General features: G+C 48.3%; 20 protein-coding genes. 9 read left to right on the top strand and 11 right to left on the bottom strand.

Features of this window, described 5'->3' with window-relative positions:
* Positions 1 to 100 precede the first annotated feature (100 nt).
* Entirely contained in the window at positions 101 to 1336 is a 1236-nt protein-coding gene (locus AACQ93_RS13280) for a GGDEF domain-containing response regulator (RefSeq protein WP_064605546.1), read from the bottom strand.
* 223 nt (positions 1337 to 1559) lie between these two features.
* Here AACQ93_RS13280 and dinB point away from each other — a divergent pair, with 223 nt between their 5' ends.
* On the top strand, positions 1560 to 2645 hold the full coding sequence (dinB, locus tag AACQ93_RS13275) for a DNA polymerase IV (RefSeq protein ID WP_007466574.1): 1086 nt from the start codon (positions 1560 to 1562) through the stop codon (positions 2643 to 2645).
* Positions 2646 to 2774: 129 nt separating this feature from the next.
* Here dinB and AACQ93_RS13270 read toward each other — a convergent pair whose 3' ends face one another.
* Entirely contained in the window at positions 2775 to 4235 is a 1461-nt protein-coding gene (locus AACQ93_RS13270) for an aminoacyl-histidine dipeptidase (RefSeq protein ID WP_064605544.1), read from the bottom strand.
* 1243 nt (positions 4236 to 5478) lie between these two features.
* Between AACQ93_RS13270 and AACQ93_RS13265 the strand changes: the two genes are divergently transcribed.
* On the top strand, positions 5479 to 6768 hold the full coding sequence (locus tag AACQ93_RS13265; protein ID WP_007466570.1) for an NCS2 family permease: 1290 nt from the start codon (positions 5479 to 5481) through the stop codon (positions 6766 to 6768).
* 54 nt (positions 6769 to 6822) lie between these two features.
* A complete protein-coding gene (gpt, locus tag AACQ93_RS13260; RefSeq protein WP_007466568.1) occupies positions 6823 to 7281 on the top strand; it encodes a xanthine phosphoribosyltransferase in 459 nt (152 codons plus the stop codon).
* A gap of 81 nt (positions 7282 to 7362) precedes the next feature.
* Here gpt and AACQ93_RS13255 read toward each other — a convergent pair whose 3' ends face one another.
* Positions 7363 to 7662: a hypothetical protein gene (locus AACQ93_RS13255; RefSeq protein ID WP_064605542.1), complete on the bottom strand. Its 300-nt coding sequence runs from the start codon at positions 7660 to 7662 to the stop codon at positions 7363 to 7365.
* A 274-nt stretch (positions 7663 to 7936) separates the two neighbouring features.
* Here AACQ93_RS13255 and frsA point away from each other — a divergent pair, with 274 nt between their 5' ends.
* From frsA to AACQ93_RS13235, 4 genes are all read left to right on the top strand, one after another.
* A complete protein-coding gene (frsA, locus tag AACQ93_RS13250; protein ID WP_084419244.1) occupies positions 7937 to 9196 on the top strand; it encodes an esterase FrsA in 1260 nt (419 codons plus the stop codon).
* Positions 9197 to 9380: 184 nt separating this feature from the next.
* Positions 9381 to 9785 carry a sigma factor-binding protein Crl gene (gene crl, locus AACQ93_RS13245; protein ID WP_064605534.1) on the top strand — a complete coding sequence of 135 codons (405 nt, stop codon included), beginning with the start codon at positions 9381 to 9383 and terminating at the stop codon, positions 9783 to 9785.
* 122 nt (positions 9786 to 9907) lie between these two features.
* The gene (gene proB / locus AACQ93_RS13240) at positions 9908 to 11104 is read left to right on the top strand and encodes a glutamate 5-kinase (protein WP_232323315.1); all 1197 of its coding nucleotides are present in this window, start codon (positions 9908 to 9910) and stop codon (positions 11102 to 11104) included.
* Positions 11105 to 11155: 51 nt separating this feature from the next.
* Positions 11156 to 12397: a glutamate-5-semialdehyde dehydrogenase gene (locus tag AACQ93_RS13235; protein ID WP_369808744.1), complete on the top strand. Its 1242-nt coding sequence runs from the start codon at positions 11156 to 11158 to the stop codon at positions 12395 to 12397.
* Positions 12398 to 12678: 281 nt separating this feature from the next.
* Here the strand turns inward: AACQ93_RS13235 and AACQ93_RS13230 are convergent, their stop codons facing one another.
* From AACQ93_RS13230 to AACQ93_RS13210, 5 genes are all read right to left on the bottom strand, one after another.
* Entirely contained in the window at positions 12679 to 12864 is a 186-nt protein-coding gene (locus tag AACQ93_RS13230; RefSeq protein ID WP_064605530.1) for a DUF2897 family protein, read from the bottom strand.
* On the bottom strand, positions 12865 to 13533 hold the full coding sequence (locus AACQ93_RS13225) for a M15 family metallopeptidase (protein ID WP_064606713.1): 669 nt from the start codon (positions 13531 to 13533) through the stop codon (positions 12865 to 12867). It lies immediately after the preceding gene.
* A 23-nt stretch (positions 13534 to 13556) separates the two neighbouring features.
* Complete coding sequence (gene dapE / locus AACQ93_RS13220) at positions 13557 to 14690, bottom strand: succinyl-diaminopimelate desuccinylase (protein ID WP_064605528.1); 1134 nt, start codon at positions 14688 to 14690, stop codon at positions 13557 to 13559.
* A 9-nt stretch (positions 14691 to 14699) separates the two neighbouring features.
* Complete coding sequence (locus AACQ93_RS13215) at positions 14700 to 15050, bottom strand: ArsC family reductase (RefSeq protein WP_064605526.1); 351 nt, start codon at positions 15048 to 15050, stop codon at positions 14700 to 14702.
* Positions 15051 to 15163: 113 nt separating this feature from the next.
* Positions 15164 to 15562: an MAPEG family protein gene (locus AACQ93_RS13210; RefSeq protein ID WP_064605524.1), complete on the bottom strand. Its 399-nt coding sequence runs from the start codon at positions 15560 to 15562 to the stop codon at positions 15164 to 15166.
* A 437-nt stretch (positions 15563 to 15999) separates the two neighbouring features.
* Here AACQ93_RS13210 and AACQ93_RS13205 point away from each other — a divergent pair, with 437 nt between their 5' ends.
* A complete protein-coding gene (locus AACQ93_RS13205) occupies positions 16000 to 16281 on the top strand; it encodes a winged helix-turn-helix domain-containing protein (RefSeq protein ID WP_007466552.1) in 282 nt (93 codons plus the stop codon).
* A gap of 56 nt (positions 16282 to 16337) precedes the next feature.
* On the opposite strand, the gene AACQ93_RS13200 is transcribed toward AACQ93_RS13205, so the two are convergent.
* The 3 genes from AACQ93_RS13200 to narQ are packed head-to-tail and all read right to left on the bottom strand — an operon-like array spanning position 16338 to position 18992.
* Entirely contained in the window at positions 16338 to 16664 is a 327-nt protein-coding gene (locus tag AACQ93_RS13200) for a DUF4156 domain-containing protein (RefSeq protein ID WP_064605522.1), read from the bottom strand.
* A complete protein-coding gene (locus AACQ93_RS13195) occupies positions 16664 to 17290 on the bottom strand; it encodes a response regulator (RefSeq protein WP_036800170.1) in 627 nt (208 codons plus the stop codon). The genes AACQ93_RS13200 and AACQ93_RS13195 overlap by 1 nt, the downstream gene beginning before the upstream one ends.
* A gap of 10 nt (positions 17291 to 17300) precedes the next feature.
* Complete coding sequence (narQ, locus tag AACQ93_RS13190) at positions 17301 to 18992, bottom strand: nitrate/nitrite two-component system sensor histidine kinase NarQ (protein WP_064605520.1); 1692 nt, start codon at positions 18990 to 18992, stop codon at positions 17301 to 17303.
* A gap of 298 nt (positions 18993 to 19290) precedes the next feature.
* On the opposite strand from narQ, the gene napF reads away from it, so the two are divergent.
* The gene (gene napF / locus AACQ93_RS13185; RefSeq protein WP_064605518.1) at positions 19291 to 19779 is read left to right on the top strand and encodes a ferredoxin-type protein NapF; all 489 of its coding nucleotides are present in this window, start codon (positions 19291 to 19293) and stop codon (positions 19777 to 19779) included.

The raw sequence follows: 19779 nt of genomic DNA, 5'->3' as shown, positions 1-19779 counted from the left end.
CTGAAGATAAAGAATACTAAAGCCCGGGTTTGTGCCCGGGCTTTTTGTATTCATTGCTTGTCTGGTTCTGAGAAAAGGATTCGCTTTAGATGGAAAGGGACTAGGCGGCTGCCAGCTTTAGCTGGTTTCGACCGTTTTGCTTGGCGTCATAGAGCGCGTCATCGGCGACTTTCAGCAGCTCACCCAAGGATTTGGCGCCACTGGCAACGCCAATACTGATGGTCACCTTTATAGGGGCGTTCTGATACTCAATAACCAGCTCTTCAATACAGATGCGCAGTTTTTCCAGCTGGCTGATAAATGCTTCTTTACCGAGACAGCTCTGGATGCAGAACTCTTCGCCACCAAAGCGGGCAACGGTGGCATCGGTATCCGGAAAATGGTGTTGCAGTTGCTTACTGACATGCACCAGCACGGCATCACCGGCATCATGGCCGTAGGTATCATTGACCTTTTTGAAAAAGTCGATGTCCAGCATGGCAATGTTACGGCTTTTACAGCAACTGTCAGCGCAGCCCTGATCAAAGAAATAGCGTCGGTTCCATAATCCAGTCAGAGCATCCTGGTTCGCCATTCGGTAGAGTTTATCAGATGTATCTTTCATATTGAGCATATGGTGAATACGACAATAGAACTCTTCCTGGTTAAATGGTTTTCTCAGGAAGTCATTTGCGCCGGCTTTCAGAAACAAGGGGGTGACAGTGCTGTAGTTGCTGCCGGACAGGCCAAGTATCGCAATTTGGTTGCGGTTATATTGCTGGCGAATTTCCCTGATCAGGGTGAGGCCATCTTTTTCCGGCATATCATTGTCGGTGATGATCAGCGTGATGTCCGGATGTTGAGCCAGTAATTTCAGTGCGTCTTTCCCATTGTGTGCCGAAATAGTTTCCAGGTTTTGCTTTTGCAGCAGGTTAACCAGATAACGACGTACTGTTGCAGAGTCTTCAACCACCATCGCTTTGTGGCGGAAATTAGCTTCCAGTCGCTGTAACAGCGGGGTGAGGTAAGCGACCGAGGCTGGACTGTCTTTGAGCAGGTAATCAATCACTCCTTTTGACAGCACGGTATCGCGTATTTTCCGGCTGAATTGGGCGGTCAGAACGATGACCTTTATGTTCTGGCTGAGGATGAGATCAATGATTTCTCCGTCCTGACCGTCGGGCAGGCAGTAGTCAAGCACAGCGCAGAGAAAGTCTTGCTCGTTGCTCAGAATGGCTTTCGCTTGTTTGATGCTGTCGGCAAACACTGGCTGGAATCCGGCTTGATTCAGCTGGAAACATAGATAGTTTCTGAAGGCTCTGCTGTCTTCAACAACCAGTATTTTATACCGCGACATCTCGAATCCTTATCTGAAACTGGCAAATCACCAGTATTCTTATGGTTATAAATATAAACTAATAACATTGTTGTCAGAAGTGCGACAAGCTGGGCTGTCAGTTTTGGTAACAGACGTTGATTCCTTCTGAAAAAACTTCCTATAATAATTACTGTATATAAAAACAGTGATAAACTGTATCACCTTGTTTGAAACTTCATCACGGCCGGTAGCGATTTTAATCATGGTGCAGCAAACACCGACTTCCAACCTGCAACGGAAAATTATCCATATTGATATGGACTGCTTTTTTGCGGCCGTAGAGATGCGGGATAACCCTGAGCTACGTGATATTCCTATCGCTATCGGCGGCCGCTCAGAGCAAAGGGGCGTGATCAGTACCTGTAATTACCTGGCTCGTAAGTATGGGGTACGTTCGGCGATGCCGACAGCTCAGGCGATGAAGTTGTGCCCGCACCTGACGTTAGTTGCCGGCAGGATGTCTGTTTATAAAGAAGTCTCCCAGCAAATCAGGGCTATCTTTCAGCGTTATACCGACAAGATAGAGCCTCTGTCCCTTGATGAAGCCTACCTTGATGTCACCGATTGCGAGCTGCTGCATGGCTCGGCCACCTTGATTGCCGAGGATATCCGCCGGGCAATTCGGGAAGAGTTGGATTTGACAGCGTCTGCTGGTGTCGCACCGGTGAAGTTTATTGCCAAGGTGGCTTCTGACCTGAATAAGCCGGATGGGCAGTTTGTCGTCATCCCGGATGAGGTGCCGGATTTTGTTGCTGATTTGAAGCTGGAAAAGATTCCCGGGGTAGGGAAGGTCACGATCCAAAAGCTTCATGAACGTGGTTTGTATGTCGGGCGTGATGTGCAGAATTATGATCATCATTTGTTGTTGCAACAGTTCGGCAAGTTCGGCCAGTCGTTGTGGTCACGAGCGCATGGTCTCGACAATCGTGAAGTTGTTGTTGAGCGGGAGCGTAAATCAGTTGGTGTCGAGCGGACCTTTTCTAAGAATATCAGCAGCTATGACGAGTGCTGGCAGGTGGTGGAAAGTTTGTTTCCTGAGCTCGAAAAGCGCCTTCGCCGGGTTCGCCCTGATCTTAATATTGCTAAGCAGGGAATTAAGGTGAAGTTTGCGGACTTTCAGCAAACCACAGTTGAACATGGCCAGCCAAAGCTGGATAAGAGTCAGTTTGTCGCATTGTTGACAGAAGCCTTAACTCGCCAGAAAGGACGGGAGATCCGCCTGATAGGCCTGAGTGTAGGATTAGAGCTCGGGCTTAAGGCGCAGCAGCTTTCTTTCGAAGGGTTTTAATCACACTAGGTTTAACAGTAACCTTTCTAAAGTAGGGTTTTACTATCCAATTGGGTATAAAAAAGGCGAGTATCGAAACTCGCCTTTTATCACTTGCATCCGGTATTACCCGGGTTTGTATCCTGATACTTATGCCTTAACCGGAATGTTCTTCAGGATTGCAATCATCTGTTCCCAGAACAGGCCGACAGTTTCAATGTTCACTTTCTCATCAGGAGAGTGAGGGAACTTGATGGTCGGGCCGAAAGACAGCATATCCATGGTTGGATATGGTTTCTTGAACAGACCACATTCCAGACCTGCGTGGATCACCATGATGTTCGGTGTTCTGCCGTAGATACCTTTATATGTATCACGGAACAGGTGCATTACTTCAGAGTCTGCATCCGGTTTCCAGCCTGGGTAAGCGCCAGAGAATTCACATTCAGCACCAGCCAGCTCAGCGACTGCTTTCAGCATACCTTCCACATTACTGCGGCCAGTATCGATCAAAGAACGGATCAGACAAAGAATAGTGATTTTGTCTGCTTCTGTTGTGATCACACCAACGTTCAGTGATGTTTCAACTACACCTTCAACTTCATCACTCATACGCAGTACACCGTTAGGGCAAGCGTTTAGTGCAGCAAGAAGGCGTTTCTGAACTGCTTCAGTCATCACGTCAGCTGGTAGCTCAGCTGGTTCAACAAATAGGTTGATGTCTGTTTCTATTTTGCCCAGCTCCGCAGCCAGGATTGATTGGTAGTAAGTGAACAGCTCATTTAGCTTGTCGACATTTTTAGCTGGCAGGGTTGCCATTGCGAAAGCTTCACGAGGAATAGCGTTACGCAGGCTACCGCCGCTTAGTGAAGTCAGGCGAAGACCTAGTTCTTCAGCGTGGCCGAACAGGAAGCGACCCAGCAGTTTGTTCGCGTTGCCGCGACCGGTGTGAATGTCACAGCCAGAGTGACCGCCTTTCAGGCCTTTAATCACCAGTTTTACTGCAGCGTGTTCGGTTGGAACCGCTTCACGCTCTAAAGGCAGAGTGATAGAGCCGTCTACACCACCGGCACAGCCCATGTAAACTTCGCCTTCCTGCTCTGAATCAGTGTTTAGAAGGATGTCACCTTCCAGCCAACCCTGTTCAAGGCCGAACGCACCGGTCATGCCGGCTTCTTCATCAATAGTCAGCAGGACTTCAAGCGGACCGTGCTCAATATCTTTCGATGCCAATACGGCCAGGCAAGTCGCCATACCAATACCGTTGTCGGCACCCAGGGTTGTTCCTTTTGCTGTTACCCATTCACCGTCGACATACGGCTGGATTGGATCGGTCAGGAAGTCGTGGTCGGTGTCTTCGTTTTTCTGCGGCACCATATCAATGTGCGCTTGAAGTACTACACCTTTACGGTTTTCCATACCTGGCGTAGCTGGCTTCTTAATAAATACGTTACCAGTAGCGTCACGGCGAACTTCAAGACCTTCGCTTTCAGCAAATTTCACAATATGTTGAGCGAGCTGTTCTTCATGCTTTGATGGATGTGGAATAGAACAGATTTGATCGAAGAATTGCCACACAGGTTGTGGTGACAGTTGACTGATTTCAGACACAGCATTCTCCCTTATAAACTTTTGGGCTAAAGCGATCCATTAGCTGAAGATCAACCAATGGGCTGGTAATTGCAGCAGATTAATCTATCGCGATTGATTCAAGCATACCACCGGGTGATAAGCCTGTGATAGTGAAATCTTAAAAAGCCAAATACAGGGATTAAGTTTGTGATCACTGGCAAGAAGTGATGATTTTGAGGTTGAAAGATGTGCTATTGATTGCATTTAAATAAAACAGAGTATTCACTCTTTTATCATATCCTTGTGCTTATATCCCTTTGTTGCGTTTAGTTATTCAATATTCGTTTCGTAATTTTCAACCAGCTCATGTCATCTAATGAGACGTATTCTCGCTATTGATAATGTAATAAAATTACAGAAAAGCATGTTCAAGTGCACATAAATAAAAAAAGTGTGACGTAGTTAAAGAAAATGCTTGTAACTTAATTACGAGATGGGTATAGTTTACACATCTTCTGGTGAAGACAGAAATACACAGAAACTGCTTAGGACGAGCCCGAGGTATCGCCTCCAAGGAACTGAGATTAAGTCAAGCCACTATGGCTGAGCACGAAATGTATGTGTGTTTAGTAAACTTAATATTTAAAGGTGATAGAAATGAAAGTATTTGATTCAATTGCAAATTTTTGGAATAACCGTTCTGTGTACACAGCAAACTTCCAGTACCCAAGCTATTTCGGCTACTAATTCTTGATACTGTGCCGGGCTCTGGTAGTCAGGCATGGTGTTCGAGCAGTATTGTTCACCCCCTTTATGATTTGAGAATTCGGAATACCCTCGCTAATTGGTTATTCAACACATTCTTACGCCACTTCAGTTTGAAGTGGCGTTTTTTTTATTTCCTTCTTCTAAAAAAACGGCTTTATAAGCCTTCTCTCACCATCTGCATTAAATTTAGCCTTATAACTATGGCTATAGCTTCAAGCTGACAATAAAAAACTTAACCTGATGCATATTATCGTTTGCGTACTAGTGGAAAATGCTGAATGCTACGGTACCTACATATGTTAATTAAACGTTAAGTTTATGATTTTAAGGGGAATAAATTTAATGTGACTTTAGGTTGGATGTTTTTTTGCTCTGTTGGCCGAAATCTCTAATGATAATTACGTTAATCTCTGGAAATTGACAGGCAAGCCGCATATAATCGCCGCCTAAAATCGTTTGCGCAAACGTTTTACTTTTTAACTTGCGGCGAAATGTCTCCAAGGAACCGAGAGCAATGCTTGAGAAACTATTCAAACTGAAAGAACACGGCACTGATGTTCGTACTGAAATGTTGGCAGGTTTAACGACCTTTCTGACAATGGCCTATATCATTTTCGTTAACCCGACGATGCTGGCTACTACTGGTATGGATCAGGGAGCGGTGTTCGTCGCTACCTGTCTGGCAGCGATGGTTGGCTGTTTTATCATGGGCTTTGTGGCGAACTATCCGGTCGCTCAGGCTCCGGGTATGGGGTTGAATGCTTTCTTTACCTACAGTGTTGTTCTGGGTATGGGGCATACCTGGCAGGTAGCGCTTGCGGCGGTATTCCTGTCTGGTTTGTGCTTTATTGCGCTGAGTGTTCTGCGAGTGCGTGAATGGATTATAAATGCCATTCCGAACGCACTTCGCACCGGTATTTCAGCTGGTATAGGTCTGTTTTTGGCATTTATTGCCTTGCAGAGTGCTGGTATTGTGGTTGATAATCCTGCAACTTTGGTTCATGTCGGCGATCTAACCAGCTTTCCGGCGGTAATGGCTGCTCTGGGGTTTTTCCTGACAATTGCGCTGGTACACCGTGGTTATAAAGCTGCGGTACTGATTGCGATTCTGTCTGTTACTGTTCTCGGAATTCTGTTCGGCGATATCCAGTTTGCTGGTGTGATGTCTATGCCACCAAGCCTGGCTCCGACATTTATGCAGATGGATTTTGGCGGCGCACTTGAAGTCGGTTTGGTTTCTGTTGTGTTTGCCTTCTTGTTTGTTGATTTGTTCGATACTGCAGGAACGCTGGTGGGAGTCGCAACTAAAGCTGAGCTGATCGGCGAAGATGGTAAGCTGCCTCGCCTTAATCGTGCTCTGCTGGCGGATAGTACGGCAACTTCAATTGGTGCTGTGCTGGGTACTTCAAACACAACATCATTTGTTGAAAGTGTTTCTGGTGTTGCGGTTGGCGGACGTACCGGCCTGACGGCTGTTACCGTGGGCGTATTGTTCCTGCTGGCTCTGTTCTTTGCTCCGCTGGCAGGAATGGTTCCTGCTTATGCGACTGCAGGTGCATTGTTCTATGTGGCTATCCTTATGATGTCGGGTTTGGTCAGTGTAGACTGGCGTGACTTAACAGAAGCGGCACCTGTTGTTGTAGTTTGCCTTTTAATGCCATTAACATACTCCATCGCTGAAGGTATCGGCCTTGGCTTTATCACATATGCTGCTGTCAAAGTTATGAGTGGCAAGGGAAGAGATGTAAATATTAGCGTCTGGGTTATCGCAGCCTTGTTTGTTGCTAAAATTATCTTCTTATAACAGTTTTAAAAATATATTCAGCGGACGTTTCGCTGACTCAGAGGTTCATCGGATATGAGTAATAAATTCGTCATCACTTGGGACAACATGCAAATGTACACTCGCCAGCTGGCAGAGAAACTGCTTCCGGCTGAGCAATGGAAAGGCATCATTGCTGTTAGCCGCGGTGGTCTGGTTCCTTCTGCAATCCTGGCTCGTGAGCTTGGTATTCGCTATGTTGATACGGTTTGCATCTCAAGCTACGACCATGATCACCAGCGTGACATGAAAGTACTGAAGCAGGCTGAAGGTGACGGTGAAGGCTTCCTGGTTGTTGATGACCTGGTTGATACCGGTGGCACTGCTGAAATGATCCGTGCTATGTATCCTAAAGCGAAGTTCGTTACTGTATGTGCAAAACCAGCTGGTAAGCACTTGGTAGATGATTACGTTGTTGATATCGCTCAGGATACGTGGATCGAGCAGCCATGGGATATGGCTGTAACTTTTGTTGATCCAATCGCGAAGCGATAAGCGCTGATACTGATTAGTATTTAACATGCTGATTAAAAAAGGAGCCATCCGGCTCCTTTTTTATGCTCGTCTGTTACCTGTCTAACTGTTGCGCTTAGCACGAATATCAGACAGAGATTCACCATTAGGTTTGTTACGGTAAAAGTTGTTGTAGTTGATAAGATCGATCATGTCCCGACCGGTCAGTTCACATTGCCTGTTGAGTTTGGTTTGGTAAGACCCAGGGATTTGCTCTCCGGAAGCATTCAGGCAGACTGCGATTTTAGCGTTTACTGCGCCGGAAGCTTCGCCGGGATTTCCTCCTAATACCCCTCCGCTACCAAAAGCGAAGACTGAGCCTGAAAACAACATTAAACTACATATACCGAGTATTTTTTTCATACAATCATCACCGTATAAAATACTAACAGTAGTATCAGCATAGCTTAGGATAAGAAATCAGTGGGATTATTCCTGCTACCAGCTGTTGCCAGATTAAGATTTGCGACGTGTTTTTGTTTCGATGCGCACACTGCAACCTACTGTTGGATGGTATACTTTTGCTATAAATATCTTTACGTACATGGCTTCTGTCTTCTAATGCTGATATCTCTTATTCAGTAGGTTCATTCTCAGGGGCAATACGTTATAGATAGACTTGAAAATGGAGCGTACCGTGTCAGAACCATCCAAAACCAATTTATCTGAAAAGCTGTTTGCGCCGCGCCAAACATCAAAAGAAACTTCCAGCCTGGTCAAACTAGCCCATGCTAATGCTAAACCGATTCATAACGCGATCGATGGCGATAGTGAGAAAGGCTGGTACCGGATGCTAAGGCGTCCGCAATGGGCGTGGCAGGGAATCGATCCGATTGAACAAGAAGCGATCTTATCCCGCATGGCGAATTCAGAGGCTCCAAGAACCAGTGATGATTTGCTTGATACGGTAATTGGTTATAAGCCGGGTAACTGGGTTTATGAGTGGAGCCAAGCCGGGGCGATGTACCAGAAAACAGCCCGAGATTTGGTGAATGCCGGTGAATCAGAAAAAGCCGCGGAAATGCTGCTGACTGCCAGTATGTACTACAGTGTCGGAGCTTATCCGCACCTGAAAGGTGATACCCTTGCCGGACAGGCAGAACTGCAGGCTAACCAGACATACCGGGAAGCCATTTCTTACATGCCGCACAAGATGCGCACCATCGACGTGAAATATGAAGGTAAAACCTTTCAGGCCTTTATTCATATGCACCGCACAGACAAGTTGTTGCCGACCGTTATCGTTAGTGGTGGCCTGGATGCTTTGCAGTCTGACATGTGGCGTTTGTATCATGACTACCTGGCTCCGGCCGGTTTTGCCATGGTGACATTGGATATGCCTTCAGTCGGCCATAGTTCAGCCTGGGCTCTGACAGAAGACACCAGCCGCTTGCACCAGGCATTGCTCCAGCAGATCAAAGAAGTGCCTTGGGTCGATCATACCCGGGTCGCTATGCTTGGCTTCCGCTTTGGCGGTAATGCTGCGATTCGACTTGGTTTCCTGGAGCCGGGGCGACTTAAGACGTGTGTCAGCCTTGGCGGCGTGATCCACAGTATCCTTACCGATTCCAAACGATTGAATGCGATGCCTCGTATGTACCTCGATATGCTTGCTTCCCGAATGGGTAAGAACGGGGTATCACAGGCGAGCCTGACATCACATTTGTCGGCATGGTCGCTAAAACAGCAGGGACTGTTGGCACGACGTAAGGTGGATGTTCCTATGCTGGGTATTGGTCTGAAAAACGATCCTGTCTGTACCGAAATGGATAACCAATTGATCGCGATGTCGAGCTATGGCGGTAAAGCGGTGACCATAGCGGAGAAACCGCTGTACGATGGTTACCACCGGGCGTTGCTTGTTGTCGTTGACTGGCTAAAAGAAAAGCTGGCCTGATAAAGGTGATCTGGCTTTTGTGAATGTAAAGAAAATGTTGCTATTGTTTGGCTTTGTCGCTTAAATGGAATAACAACAATGACCTGCCCGCTGCTTCGAGAATAGGCTCGGGAAACGACGGGTACGGCATCATCACTTATTGTCTTGCTGTGATTGTGTTATTGACTATGGATGGAGATACGCTATGACGACAAACACGACGTTTCCGCCACATGGACGCCTGATCACTAAGCTAACGGCGCTGGGGCCTTACCTGCGTCAACAGCATTCTTCGGACGGTCGTTACTTCTTTGATTGCCTCGCCAGTTGTATCAGTGCCAAGAAAGCACCGGAAGAAAGGGAGTTCTGGGGCTGGTGGCTGGTGATGACAACAACCGGTACCGGATTTGAATACTGCTACTACTTTGGCCGCTTTGACAACAAAGGCGAATGGGTTCGGGAAAGTGTGCCAGCCAAACATGAGCAGGCAGTGTTACAGACTTTGGATGACTTTTACCCCAAGCTGACTGGCTTGCTTCAGGGGGAGTTTAATCTGGAGCTGACACCGTCCGGTGAGCTTGAGGAAGCAGAGCTTGGTAGTGTTGCCTGATTTGTCTCAAGCTTGGAATTGAAAGAATAATGCGCTTTTATAGCGCATTTTTCTTGTGATCTACCAAGGGGATTGATAAAACAATTGCACCTAAATTTATTCATCACAATTGTTTTATCCCAATGGCAGATACAAATAACTCAAATGCTATAACGCAGGACGCTGGGACGCACATTTCTCAACAGGATGGCGCCCAAACGGTTGGATATCCACACCAGTCTCCGCAGACGATCGTCATTAAGCTGGGGACCAGCGTGTTAACCGGCGGAACGTTGAAGCTGGATCGTGCACATATGGTGGAACTGGTTCGTCAGTGCGCATCGCTGCGCCGTCAGGGCCATAAAGTCATCATCGTCACATCCGGTGCAATTGCAGCGGGCCGCGAGCATTTAGGTTACCCCGAGCTGCCCAAAACCATGGCCAGCAAACAGCTGCTTGCCGCAGTAGGCCAGAGCCGCCTGATCCAGGAATGGGAACACCTGTTCGGAATTTATGGTTTGCATGTCGGCCAGATGTTGCTGACCCGTGCCGATTTGAATGACCGCGAGCGTTTTCTCAATGCCCGCGATATGGTTCTAGCGCTGCTGGATAACGGAATCATTCCGGTTGTGAACGAGAATGATGCGGTTGCGACAACGGAAATCAAAGTTGGTGATAACGATAACCTATCTGCGCTGGTAGGCATTTTGGTCAGTGCTGATAAATTGCTGTTGCTGACCGATCAGCCGGGCCTGTTTACAGCAGATCCGCGTAACAACCCCGATGCTGAATTGATCCGCGAAGTTCATACCATTGATGAAACCCTGCACAAACTGGCTGGCGGTAGTGTCGGCGGTTTGGGCACCGGCGGTATGGCGACCAAACTGCAGGCTGCCGATGTTGCCCGTCGTGCCGGTATTGAGGTGGTGATTGCCGCAGGCAGCCGACCGGATGTAATTAATGATCTGGTTAAAGGTACGGCAGTAGGCACCCGTTTCCTTCCGCTTGAATCACCACTGGAAAGTCGTAAACGCTGGATCTTGGCCGGGCCACCACCTGCCGGGGATATTGTGATTGATGATGGTGCTGTACTTGCTGTTCAACAGCGGGGCAGTAGCTTGCTGGCGAAAGGGATCTCCGAAGTTAAAGGCGATTTTGAGCGTGGTGAGGTCATTCGTCTATATAGCGCGAAAGGAACATTGCTAGCGCGTGGTATCTGTCGTTATTCAAGTAAAGATATGGCGAAAATTGCCGGAAAACACAGCCAGGATATTTACCAGATCCTGGGTTATGAATACGGACCGGTCGCAGTACACCGTGATGATCTGGTTGTCATCTGATTTAAAATAAATATACGGACATAAAGGGGAAGTATTGTGAATCTTGAAGTGATGGGTAAGGCAGCTCAGCAGGCTGCTTTTGAATTGGCTACTGCAGCGACGGCACAAAAGAATAAAGCGCTGGCGATTATCGCGGATGAACTGGAAGCGAATCGCGAGTTGATTCTGGCGGCGAACGCCAAAGATATTGAAGCAGCCAGGGAAGCCGGTATGACAGATGCCCTGATTGATCGCTTGCTGCTGAATGAAGACCGCCTTGCCGGAATTGCTAATGATGTCCGCAATGTGATCAGCTTGAATGATCCGGTCGGTGCGGAGCTGGATACACGAGTGTTGGAAAATGGCATGCGCCTTAGTCGCCGTCGTGTACCGCTGGGCGTTATCGGGGTGATTTATGAAGCGCGCCCGAATGTGACCATTGATATTGCAGCACTGTGCCTGAAAACGGGTAATGCCAGTATCCTTCGTGGTGGCCGCGAAACCTTCCACTCCAACATGGAGTTGGTGAAAGTTATTCAGGTGGCGCTTGAAAAAGCTGGTCTGCCGGCAGCATCAGTTCAGTATATTGAAAAGCCTGATCGTGAGTTGGTTTCTCAACTGCTCAAACTGGATCAATATGTAGATATGATCATCCCGCGTGGTGGTGCAGGCCTGCATAAGATGTGCAAAGAAAACAGCACGATTCCGGTGATCATCGGTGGTTTCGGTATCAGCCATGTGTATGTCGACAAGACGGCTGATCTGTCCCGTGCGTTGGATGTGGTTGAAAACTCAAAAGTTCAGCGTCCGTCAGCGTGTAATGCCCTTGATACCTTGTTGGTGAACGAAGATGTAGCCGAAGCCTTCCTGCCTCGTCTTGCAGAGCGCCTGAACAAAAGCAATGTAACTTTCGCTGCCGATGAAGCAGCTTACGGGGCGCTTGAAGGTAAAGCCGCAGAGCTGCGTCCGGTAGCAGACGGTGACTACGACACAGAGTGGCTGAGCTTCACGCTGGGTGTGAAAGTGGTGAAGGATGTGGATGAGGCCATTGCCCACATGCGCAAGCACAACGCCAGCCACTCCGATGCTATCTTGACGAACGATCTTCAGTCAGCGGAGCGCTTCGTGAATGCAGCCGGTTCAGCCGCGGTCTACGTAAATGCATCAACCCGTTTTACCGACGGTGCTCAGTTTGGCCTGGGAGCGGAAGTGGCGGTTTCAACTCAGAAGCTTCATGCCCGTGGCCCGATGGGACTGGAAGAGTTGACAAGTTATAAGTGGGTGGGGGTTGCAAATTACCTATCCCGCGCGTAACGATGCCTCTGTCGTCAAACACTCTATAACGCCATCACAAGTGATCATTTACGTTCGTAAACTCCGCGCTTGTTCTTTGTTCTAGAGTGTTTATCTTAGGTGGCATAGCTCCGCTTTAAGTTAGCGTTTGATGGCATGAATAAAAAACGGAAGCCTACAGCTTCCGTTTTTTGTTGAAATTCAGCAAGGCAAGCCTTTAGCTTGTTCGAACCTCGAACCTCGAACCTCGAACCTCGAACCTCGAACCTCGAACCTCGAACCTCGAACCTCGAACCTCGAACCTACTTCTTCTCTTTCTCTTCGGCTTCTTTTTGCAGTTGTTCGCGGTCGTACTTTTCCTGCAGGTACTTGATTTTATCTTTGTAGCCGAACTTCATATGCGCGGTGTACTTCAAGGCTGCAATGTTGCTGACAACCACGCTGACAATAATGATACTGATAACCCATGGGTTAAGTAGCCATTCCATTCAGACCTCGCAGATATTCCCGATGTATTTACTATAAAGATTATCAAGGTTTGCCAGGATCTGCGACTTTCCTGCTATTTCACATGCATTTAGTGTGTGGTAAAGCATCTCTGGCGTTAACTGCTGGAGCAAATGCTTACTGAGCGGGTAATAGCTGATATGCCAGGGTTCGACAGCAACACCGCCGCGATCTTCGGCGTAAGGCAGGTAGAAGCCGAACTGGGTCATGTGTTCGTTTAGCCAGGCGCTGAATTCGGCCTGGTGGCCGCCGGTTTCGTACTCCCAGGGTTCAAGTCGAAGTTTGACTCCCTCTGGCAGACAGTTCGCAGCGTAGATATCAACATCCGTTCCCCAGTGGTGGCGGCTGGCGCCGGGCAGGGCTGACCAGCGCAGGATGGCGTGGATTTTTTCCAGATCCGATAATTGGCTGGCATCCAGCGGCTGGCTGTGACTGTCCAGCAGTGGCCGGGTGCCGTTGAACTTGCTGTTCCAAATCAGCAATTGGCGATCGAAAGGGCGAAACGCACTGGCAAGGCGAAGCTCAAAGCCCGCGTTAGCGGCAGCTTGCTGTAGGTCGACAAAAGCCGGCTGCATCGATTTGTGCAGCAGGTGTTGCTGGTGGGGGACAAGGTGGGTGTCTTCTTGTCCGGTAAGCTGCCCGGCAGTCATGTGCCGGGCGGAGGTTAAGTCGGTCATTTAAGTGTTTTTTCTAATACCTTCTGGTACATGTCGGTGAGTTTTTCGAGATCCGCGACCTTCACGCACTCATTGACTTTATGGATGGTGGCATTCACCGGGCCCAGTTCAATCACCTCTGCACCTGTGCGGGCGATAAAGCGTCCGTCTGAAGTACCGCCGGTGGTCAGTAGTTCTGGTTTCTGGTGGTTTACTTCCTCGATAGCCTCGACTGTTGCTGCCAGTAATTTACCGTGGTCTGTCAGGAACGGATGACCGCTCAGGGTCCACTGCATCTCGTAATCCAGACCGTGGGCATCAAGAGTCGAATGAACCTTGCGTTTAATGTCATCAGCAGTCAGCTCGGTGCTGAAACGGAAGTTAAACTGAACCTGGAATTCTCCCGGAATGACATTAGAGGCACCAGTGCCGGCAGACAGGTTAGCTATCTGGAAACTGGTCGGGGGGAAATACGCATTGCCGTTGTCCCATGTCGTTGCCGCCAGTTCAGCCAGTGCTGGCATAGCCCGGTGAACTGGGTTGTCGGCCAAGTGTGGGTAAGCGACGTGGCCCTGAACGCCTTTGATTGTAACATCGCCGGTAATAGAGCCGCGGCGGCCGTTTTTCACTACATCACCGACGAAGTGAGTACTGGAAGGTTCACCGACAATGCACATATCGATTTTTTCGTTTCGTGCTTCCAGAGTATCAATAACCCGGGTTGTACCATTGATAAATGGTCCTTCTTCATCAGAGGTGATCAGCAAAGCAATCGAGCCCTTGTGATCCGGGTTGGCTTCCAGAAAACGTTCGATCGCCACAATGAAGCATGCAAGGGAGCCCTTCATATCTGCTGTCCCACGACCGTGCAGGTAACCGTCGATGATGGTCGGTTCAAACGGTGGGGTGTGCCAGAGATCAGATGGCCCGGCCGGGACAACATCCGTGTGTCCGGCAAAAACAAACAATGGAGCTTCGGTGCCACGGCGGGCCCAAAGGTTGGTAGTATCTTCAAAGATCATCGGTTCAATGGTGAAGCCGAGTTTCTCAAGACGCTGAATCATTACGTCCTGGCAGCCTGCGTCCTCCGGAGTTACCGAGATGCGGCTGATAAAGTCTTTCGCCAGGGCGATTACCGGGCTGTCTGACATCCTGTATCCTTACGAGTGGAAAATTTCTTGGTATTGGGCTGGCTTGAAGCCCAAGTGATAGGTGCCGTTATGAACCAGCAGCGGGCGCTTGATCATCGCCGGGTATTCCAGCATCAGAGCGATTGCTGTCTCGCGGTTCAGGCTGTCTTTCTGTTCGTCACTCAGTTGACGGTAAGTGGTACCGCGTTTGTTGACCATGGCTTCCCAGCCAAGCTCAGACTCAAAGCCTTCTAGCATCGCCTGATCCAAGCCGTCAACACGGTAGTCGTGGAAGCGGTATTCAATGCTTTCCGCTTCCAGCCATTTTTTCATTTTCTTGATGGTATCGCAGTTTTTAATACCGTAGGCAATTGTGCTCATAGTTTACTGACTTACTTTTTGTTATCGAATTAGACTTTCTTTATAACGAGAATGCAGGGGCTTAGCAATGGTAACAAAGGCTTCACGACAGAAATGAAAGACTGGTAGTGGCATCAGGGTGTTGAAATGACAGCCATTCGGATCAGCCAGGCGCAGGCCACAAGGCCGACGGCAAAGACAATGGTTCGCCAGGGGCTCAGTTTACAGGCATAGCACACCATGTAGAGCACTCTTGAGATAACAAAAAGGTAGGCGGGCAGGGCTGACTGTTCTGGCGGTACATCGGCGAAATGAGCGATAAAAACACAGCAGGCGAAGACGGGTGTTACTTCCCAGCCATTAGCTTGTGCGGCTTTAACTCTGGCAGCGGCACCGGTTAGCTCTCTTTCCTGGATGCGGGGCTGGTTGATATCAAATCGCCCGGTCTGGCGAACCGTCAGCCACCCGCCGATAGCGGCCAGCAGATAGTTGATCAGAAATGAAATGATGATGCACCAGAATGCCGATGTCATAGGTTGTACCTTATCAAATCGAATCTGGTATTTAGTGTAGAACGGATTATCCGGCAAGTGGTCAGGTAGTTGTGGCTGGTTAGTGATGATGGTAAATGGGCTACTTTAGGGTATGAAAGAGACAGAATTACTATATGGTTATGCAATAAAGTTGATTTATTTTTCGCCTTGTATGTGTAGTGTTTCAGCTCGTGTTTTTGCGTAATAAGTGACTCAAAACTCGCGTTGCTGGTTTTTTGTACTTCTTCAAGTCGTTGATAATATAGAGTTTGCTAGTTTTCTGTTGCTTTGGAAATGATGCTTGTTGCTTAATAAAAGTGAGACATGAATCACTTATTTATATTCAAGTAGCCCATAAATCCTTCCGCATCTTGATCAAACTCAACATCAATATTGGTAGAAGCGGAATAATGAAGCCTCAAATTTTGGAGGTCTCAATGGAATTGAATCCGGTTTTTGCCCGTCGTCTTTATCTCGCATTGCTTGTTGAAAAAGTGGAACGTCCGAACGTTCCGAAGCTTATCGAATTAACGGGTTGGCCGCGCCGTACTATTCAGGATGTATTAAAAGCCCTTCCTGGTTTTGGAATTGAGCTGTCATTTATCCAGGACGGCAAGCGCCATAATGATGGTTATTACCAGCTAAGTGACTGGGGACCGTTTGATTTGGAGTGGGTACAGTCCCGCGAAGAGGATATTGTTTCTTCTGTATCAAGTTAATGAAGTCGATTCACGGCTTTGTCTTGTGTATCAGAGAAGCGATGGGTTACCAGTAATTATGGGCAATGGTAGGCATTGCCCATTAATGTTACCGATGTGCTGAATGATTGCGGGCTGTACAGGTTGACAGTATTTGCCCCGCGCTCAGAAGCTTTGTTCTTCAGGTTGTTAATTGCCCCTTCCGTCAAATCCTCATTGCTGATGAACCAGAATGAGTACCAGCTGCCTTCCGAACCCGTCACTACCCCTTTTTCTTCACAGGTTTTAAATTGTTTTGCACTGTCCCAGCGTAGCCGGACATCTTCACTTTGTGGTTGAAGCCGTGTGGTTTCACACCCGCTAAGAAGTAAAAGACAAAAGAGGGTGAAGGTTCGTTTCTGCATTATTGCCCCAATGATTCCAGGTAAAGGACGGTTGCCGCCGTGCGTGATTTTACCTGCAGCTTTTTCAGCAGGCTCTTCATGTGCACTTTAACTGTAGATTCAGAGATAAACAGTGAGTCGGCAATTTGTTTGTTGCGATAGCCTTTGGCAACTTCTTTCAGGATCTGCATTTCCCGCTCGGTCAGGGTATTGAGCAGAGAGTCTTGCTCTGAGGCATCTTCCAGATATTCGCGCACCAAATCACTATAGGCTTTATCGCCCCGCAAAGCTTGCTTCAGCAATTCGATTAACTGATCCGGTTCGGTATCTTTCAACAGGTAACCATCGGCACCGGCGTTGATCAGTGCTTTGATATCTGAGCGGCTGTCAGAGACAGTCAGAACAACGATTCTTGACTGAATATCTTCAGCTCTCATCGCATTAAGGGTATCAAGCCCTGACATCCCTTTCATATTGAGGTCGAGTAAGATCAGATCGGGATCTTTTTCTGTCGCAAGAGTAACGGCATCTGCGCCATTGCTGGCTTCGGCAACAATTTCAAAATCAGGTTCAAAACTGAGTAGCTGGTTGATCCCCCGTCGCATCAGCGGGTGGTCATCCACAATCATAATTTTCCAACACGTCATATTGTTATCCTTAAGGTTCAAGGGAAAAGCTCAGGGCGACTTCGCAGCCTGAACCTTGCTTTGTATTAATTTTTAGCTCGCCGTTGAGGCGCGATGCCCGCTCAGTCATGATCGCCAGGCCGTAGTGGTTCAGTTTTTCACTCGTCGGGTCAAAACCCCGACCGTCATCACTGATTGCGATGTTGACCTGATCGCCGCTTTGGTGACAGGCAATGATGATTTCATCGGCCTCGGCATGTTTGATCGAATTTAAAACTGCTTCTCTGATCAGTTGTAGCAGATGAACCTGATGATGGGCATCTAAATTTAATGATGACAAATGGTTATCGATAATCAGCAAAGCATCACTCTGTTCTTCCAGCGGCTTGAGCATCTCAACCAGGGCTTCACCGAAGTTGGCTTCTTTGATGGTCAGGCGGAAGGTGCTGAGCAGCTCCCTCAGCTGGGTATAAGCGCCGGACAGCCCACTGTCGATATCCGTGATGATCTGCATGGAGTTATCAATTTCACTCTTGCCAAGTTGACGTTTGAGCAGGGTCATCTGAATTTTCAGGTAAGAGAGCGACTGGGCTAATGAGTCATGCAGCTCTCGGGCAATGGTGGCGCGTTCATCCATCAGCAATAACTGCTCTGCCTGTTTTTGTGCTCGGTTGTAGTAGATCCCCCGTGACAGGGTTCGGGCTATATTGTCGATCAGGTTTTTGTCCGGGCATGGCAGGGTGTATTGCCACCATAGCTGGCCGAGAACCTGGTTATCCAGCTCTAAATCCTGATATTGCCACTGCTGATCTGCAGGTTGTCCGGCAGTGATTTCGGTATTGCCGCCGCTGCTTTCTTCAATGATCAGCTTGGCTGCAGTCAGGCCTTCAATGTTTACCATGGTGTCGAGCATCGCGGCGAAATTTTTCGATGACAGGCGACTGACTGACAGTTCCTGTGAGCAGTGATAGAGGACTTCGAGTGACTCATTGGCATGGCGTAGGCGGCGCGTTTTTTCATCTACACTCTTTTCCAGTCCCCGGTACAGCTTGCCTAGCTCAGTAGCCATTTGAGAGAAAGTACTTGCCAGTGTGCCGAGTTCATTATTACTTTTGACATTCAATTCGATATCAAACACGCCGTTTTGGATCTGTTTGCTGGCGGAAACCAGTTGGTTGAGCGGTGACACGACTTTACGTTGAGTAAAGTGGATGGTGAACAGGACGATGATCAGGATCAGGCTGAGGCCGATCCCTCCTGTGATAGCAAGCACTTGGAGTTTAATGACTGAGAATTCCTGCAACTCAAAAACAAAGCGGTCGATCCTGTCGACAAAAGTTGCGACTTCGTCAAGAAATTGCTGCGATTGTCCGTTTTCAATCAGGGGTTGCAGGTTCTCCCACCGACCGATCAGGTTGTAGTAGTGAAGCCGGATATCAGACGGTACGGTCCAGTGTTCCAGCGCCGCCATTGAGGGGGAGAAGAGCGACTGTTCGAATTGAGCGATATGCGTGGCAACTTGTTCGGAATCGGTACGGATGTCATAGGCCAGACGATAGCTTTGCATTCGCATCGAGCCGGAAACATTGATGGCTTCGGCATCGTTGAGGCTGGAGGCCAGAGTCACCAGGGCAAAGCTGGTGGTCATCACCGATAGCAGCAGAATAGCCAGCATGGCTCGGGCTATGGTGGTTGTCACGGGTTTGAACGGCCTTTTTTTCACTTAAAGTCCTTTCTTCTACACTGAGATTTAGAGGCGGTACCAACCCTTTTGAGTATTTATTGCGCACTGTTCTTTAAAGGGCAGTAGTAGATAGTGTGAGGGATGTCATTTTCTTTTATTGATCCAAGACAAATTTACCCCCTAATTAACCCTTACTGGGTATTTAAGCATTTATTTCCGAATTTACACTGGTTGTAAACAAAAATGACAGCTTATTAATGCTAGAAAGTGCATTGAGTACAGCCTGAAATACATCAAATTTTCAATATTCAACCAAGGTTATACGGAGTAAGAGCATATGTTTGACCGTTCCCGCCGTAGCCTGCTGACCCGACGTCGCAAGCCTCAGTTGCAGCGAATGCCCTGGGTTGTCGATGAAGATACGTTTATTGACCGATGTACGCGCTGCAACAAATGTCTTCATGCATGTGAAACCAAGATCATTATTAAAGGCGATGGCGGATTTCCGACCGTCGACTTCAACCAGGGTGAATGTACGTTTTGCTATGGCTGCGCTGAAGCCTGCCCCGAAGCTTTGTTTCATCCCAGGACGGAATCGCCCTGGGCTCTGAAGGCCGACATTGGTCAGGGCTGCCTGGCCCGGAACCGAATCGAGTGCCGGAGCTGTGGGGATATGTGTGAGGTGCAGGCCATTAGTTTCCGGTTACAACCGGGCGGTGTTGCCCAGCCAGTACTGAATAATGAGGGTTGTACTGGTTGCGGTGCCTGCTTGTCGGTATGTCCGGCTTTGGCAATCACTATGGTTACCCATCAATTAGAAGAGTAA

Origin of the sequence: Photobacterium sp. J15, assembly GCF_963870815.1 — a bacterium.
Lineage (GTDB): Bacteria > Pseudomonadota > Gammaproteobacteria > Enterobacterales > Vibrionaceae > Photobacterium > Photobacterium marinum.
This window is presented reverse-complemented; position numbering and strand designations above follow the sequence as displayed.

Bases quoted from the DNA above. Each gene is read 5' to 3' on its own strand.
- AACQ93_RS13280 (WP_064605546.1), bottom strand. From the start codon at position 1,336: ATGTCGCGGTATAAAATACTGGTTGTTGAAGACAGCAGAGCCTTCAGA.
- dinB (WP_007466574.1), top strand. From the start codon at position 1,560: ATGGTGCAGCAAACACCGACTTCCAACCTGCAACGGAAAATTATCCAT.
- AACQ93_RS13265 (WP_007466570.1), top strand. From the start codon at position 5,479: ATGCTTGAGAAACTATTCAAACTGAAAGAACACGGCACTGATGTTCGT.
- gpt (WP_007466568.1), top strand. From the start codon at position 6,823: ATGAGTAATAAATTCGTCATCACTTGGGACAACATGCAAATGTACACT.
- AACQ93_RS13255 (WP_064605542.1), bottom strand. From the start codon at position 7,662: ATGAAAAAAATACTCGGTATATGTAGTTTAATGTTGTTTTCAGGCTCA.
- crl (WP_064605534.1), top strand. From the start codon at position 9,381: ATGACGACAAACACGACGTTTCCGCCACATGGACGCCTGATCACTAAG.
- proB (WP_232323315.1), top strand. From the start codon at position 9,908: ATGGCAGATACAAATAACTCAAATGCTATAACGCAGGACGCTGGGACG.
- AACQ93_RS13235 (WP_369808744.1), top strand. From the start codon at position 11,156: ATGGGTAAGGCAGCTCAGCAGGCTGCTTTTGAATTGGCTACTGCAGCG.
- AACQ93_RS13230 (WP_064605530.1), bottom strand. From the start codon at position 12,864: ATGGAATGGCTACTTAACCCATGGGTTATCAGTATCATTATTGTCAGC.
- AACQ93_RS13225 (WP_064606713.1), bottom strand. From the start codon at position 13,533: ATGACTGCCGGGCAGCTTACCGGACAAGAAGACACCCACCTTGTCCCC.
- dapE (WP_064605528.1), bottom strand. From the start codon at position 14,690: ATGTCAGACAGCCCGGTAATCGCCCTGGCGAAAGACTTTATCAGCCGC.
- AACQ93_RS13215 (WP_064605526.1), bottom strand. From the start codon at position 15,050: ATGAGCACAATTGCCTACGGTATTAAAAACTGCGATACCATCAAGAAA.
- AACQ93_RS13210 (WP_064605524.1), bottom strand. From the start codon at position 15,562: ATGACATCGGCATTCTGGTGCATCATCATTTCATTTCTGATCAACTAT.
- AACQ93_RS13205 (WP_007466552.1), top strand. From the start codon at position 16,000: ATGGAATTGAATCCGGTTTTTGCCCGTCGTCTTTATCTCGCATTGCTT.
- AACQ93_RS13200 (WP_064605522.1), bottom strand. From the start codon at position 16,664: ATGCAGAAACGAACCTTCACCCTCTTTTGTCTTTTACTTCTTAGCGGG.
- AACQ93_RS13195 (WP_036800170.1), bottom strand. From the start codon at position 17,290: ATGACGTGTTGGAAAATTATGATTGTGGATGACCACCCGCTGATGCGA.
- napF (WP_064605518.1), top strand. From the start codon at position 19,291: ATGTTTGACCGTTCCCGCCGTAGCCTGCTGACCCGACGTCGCAAGCCT.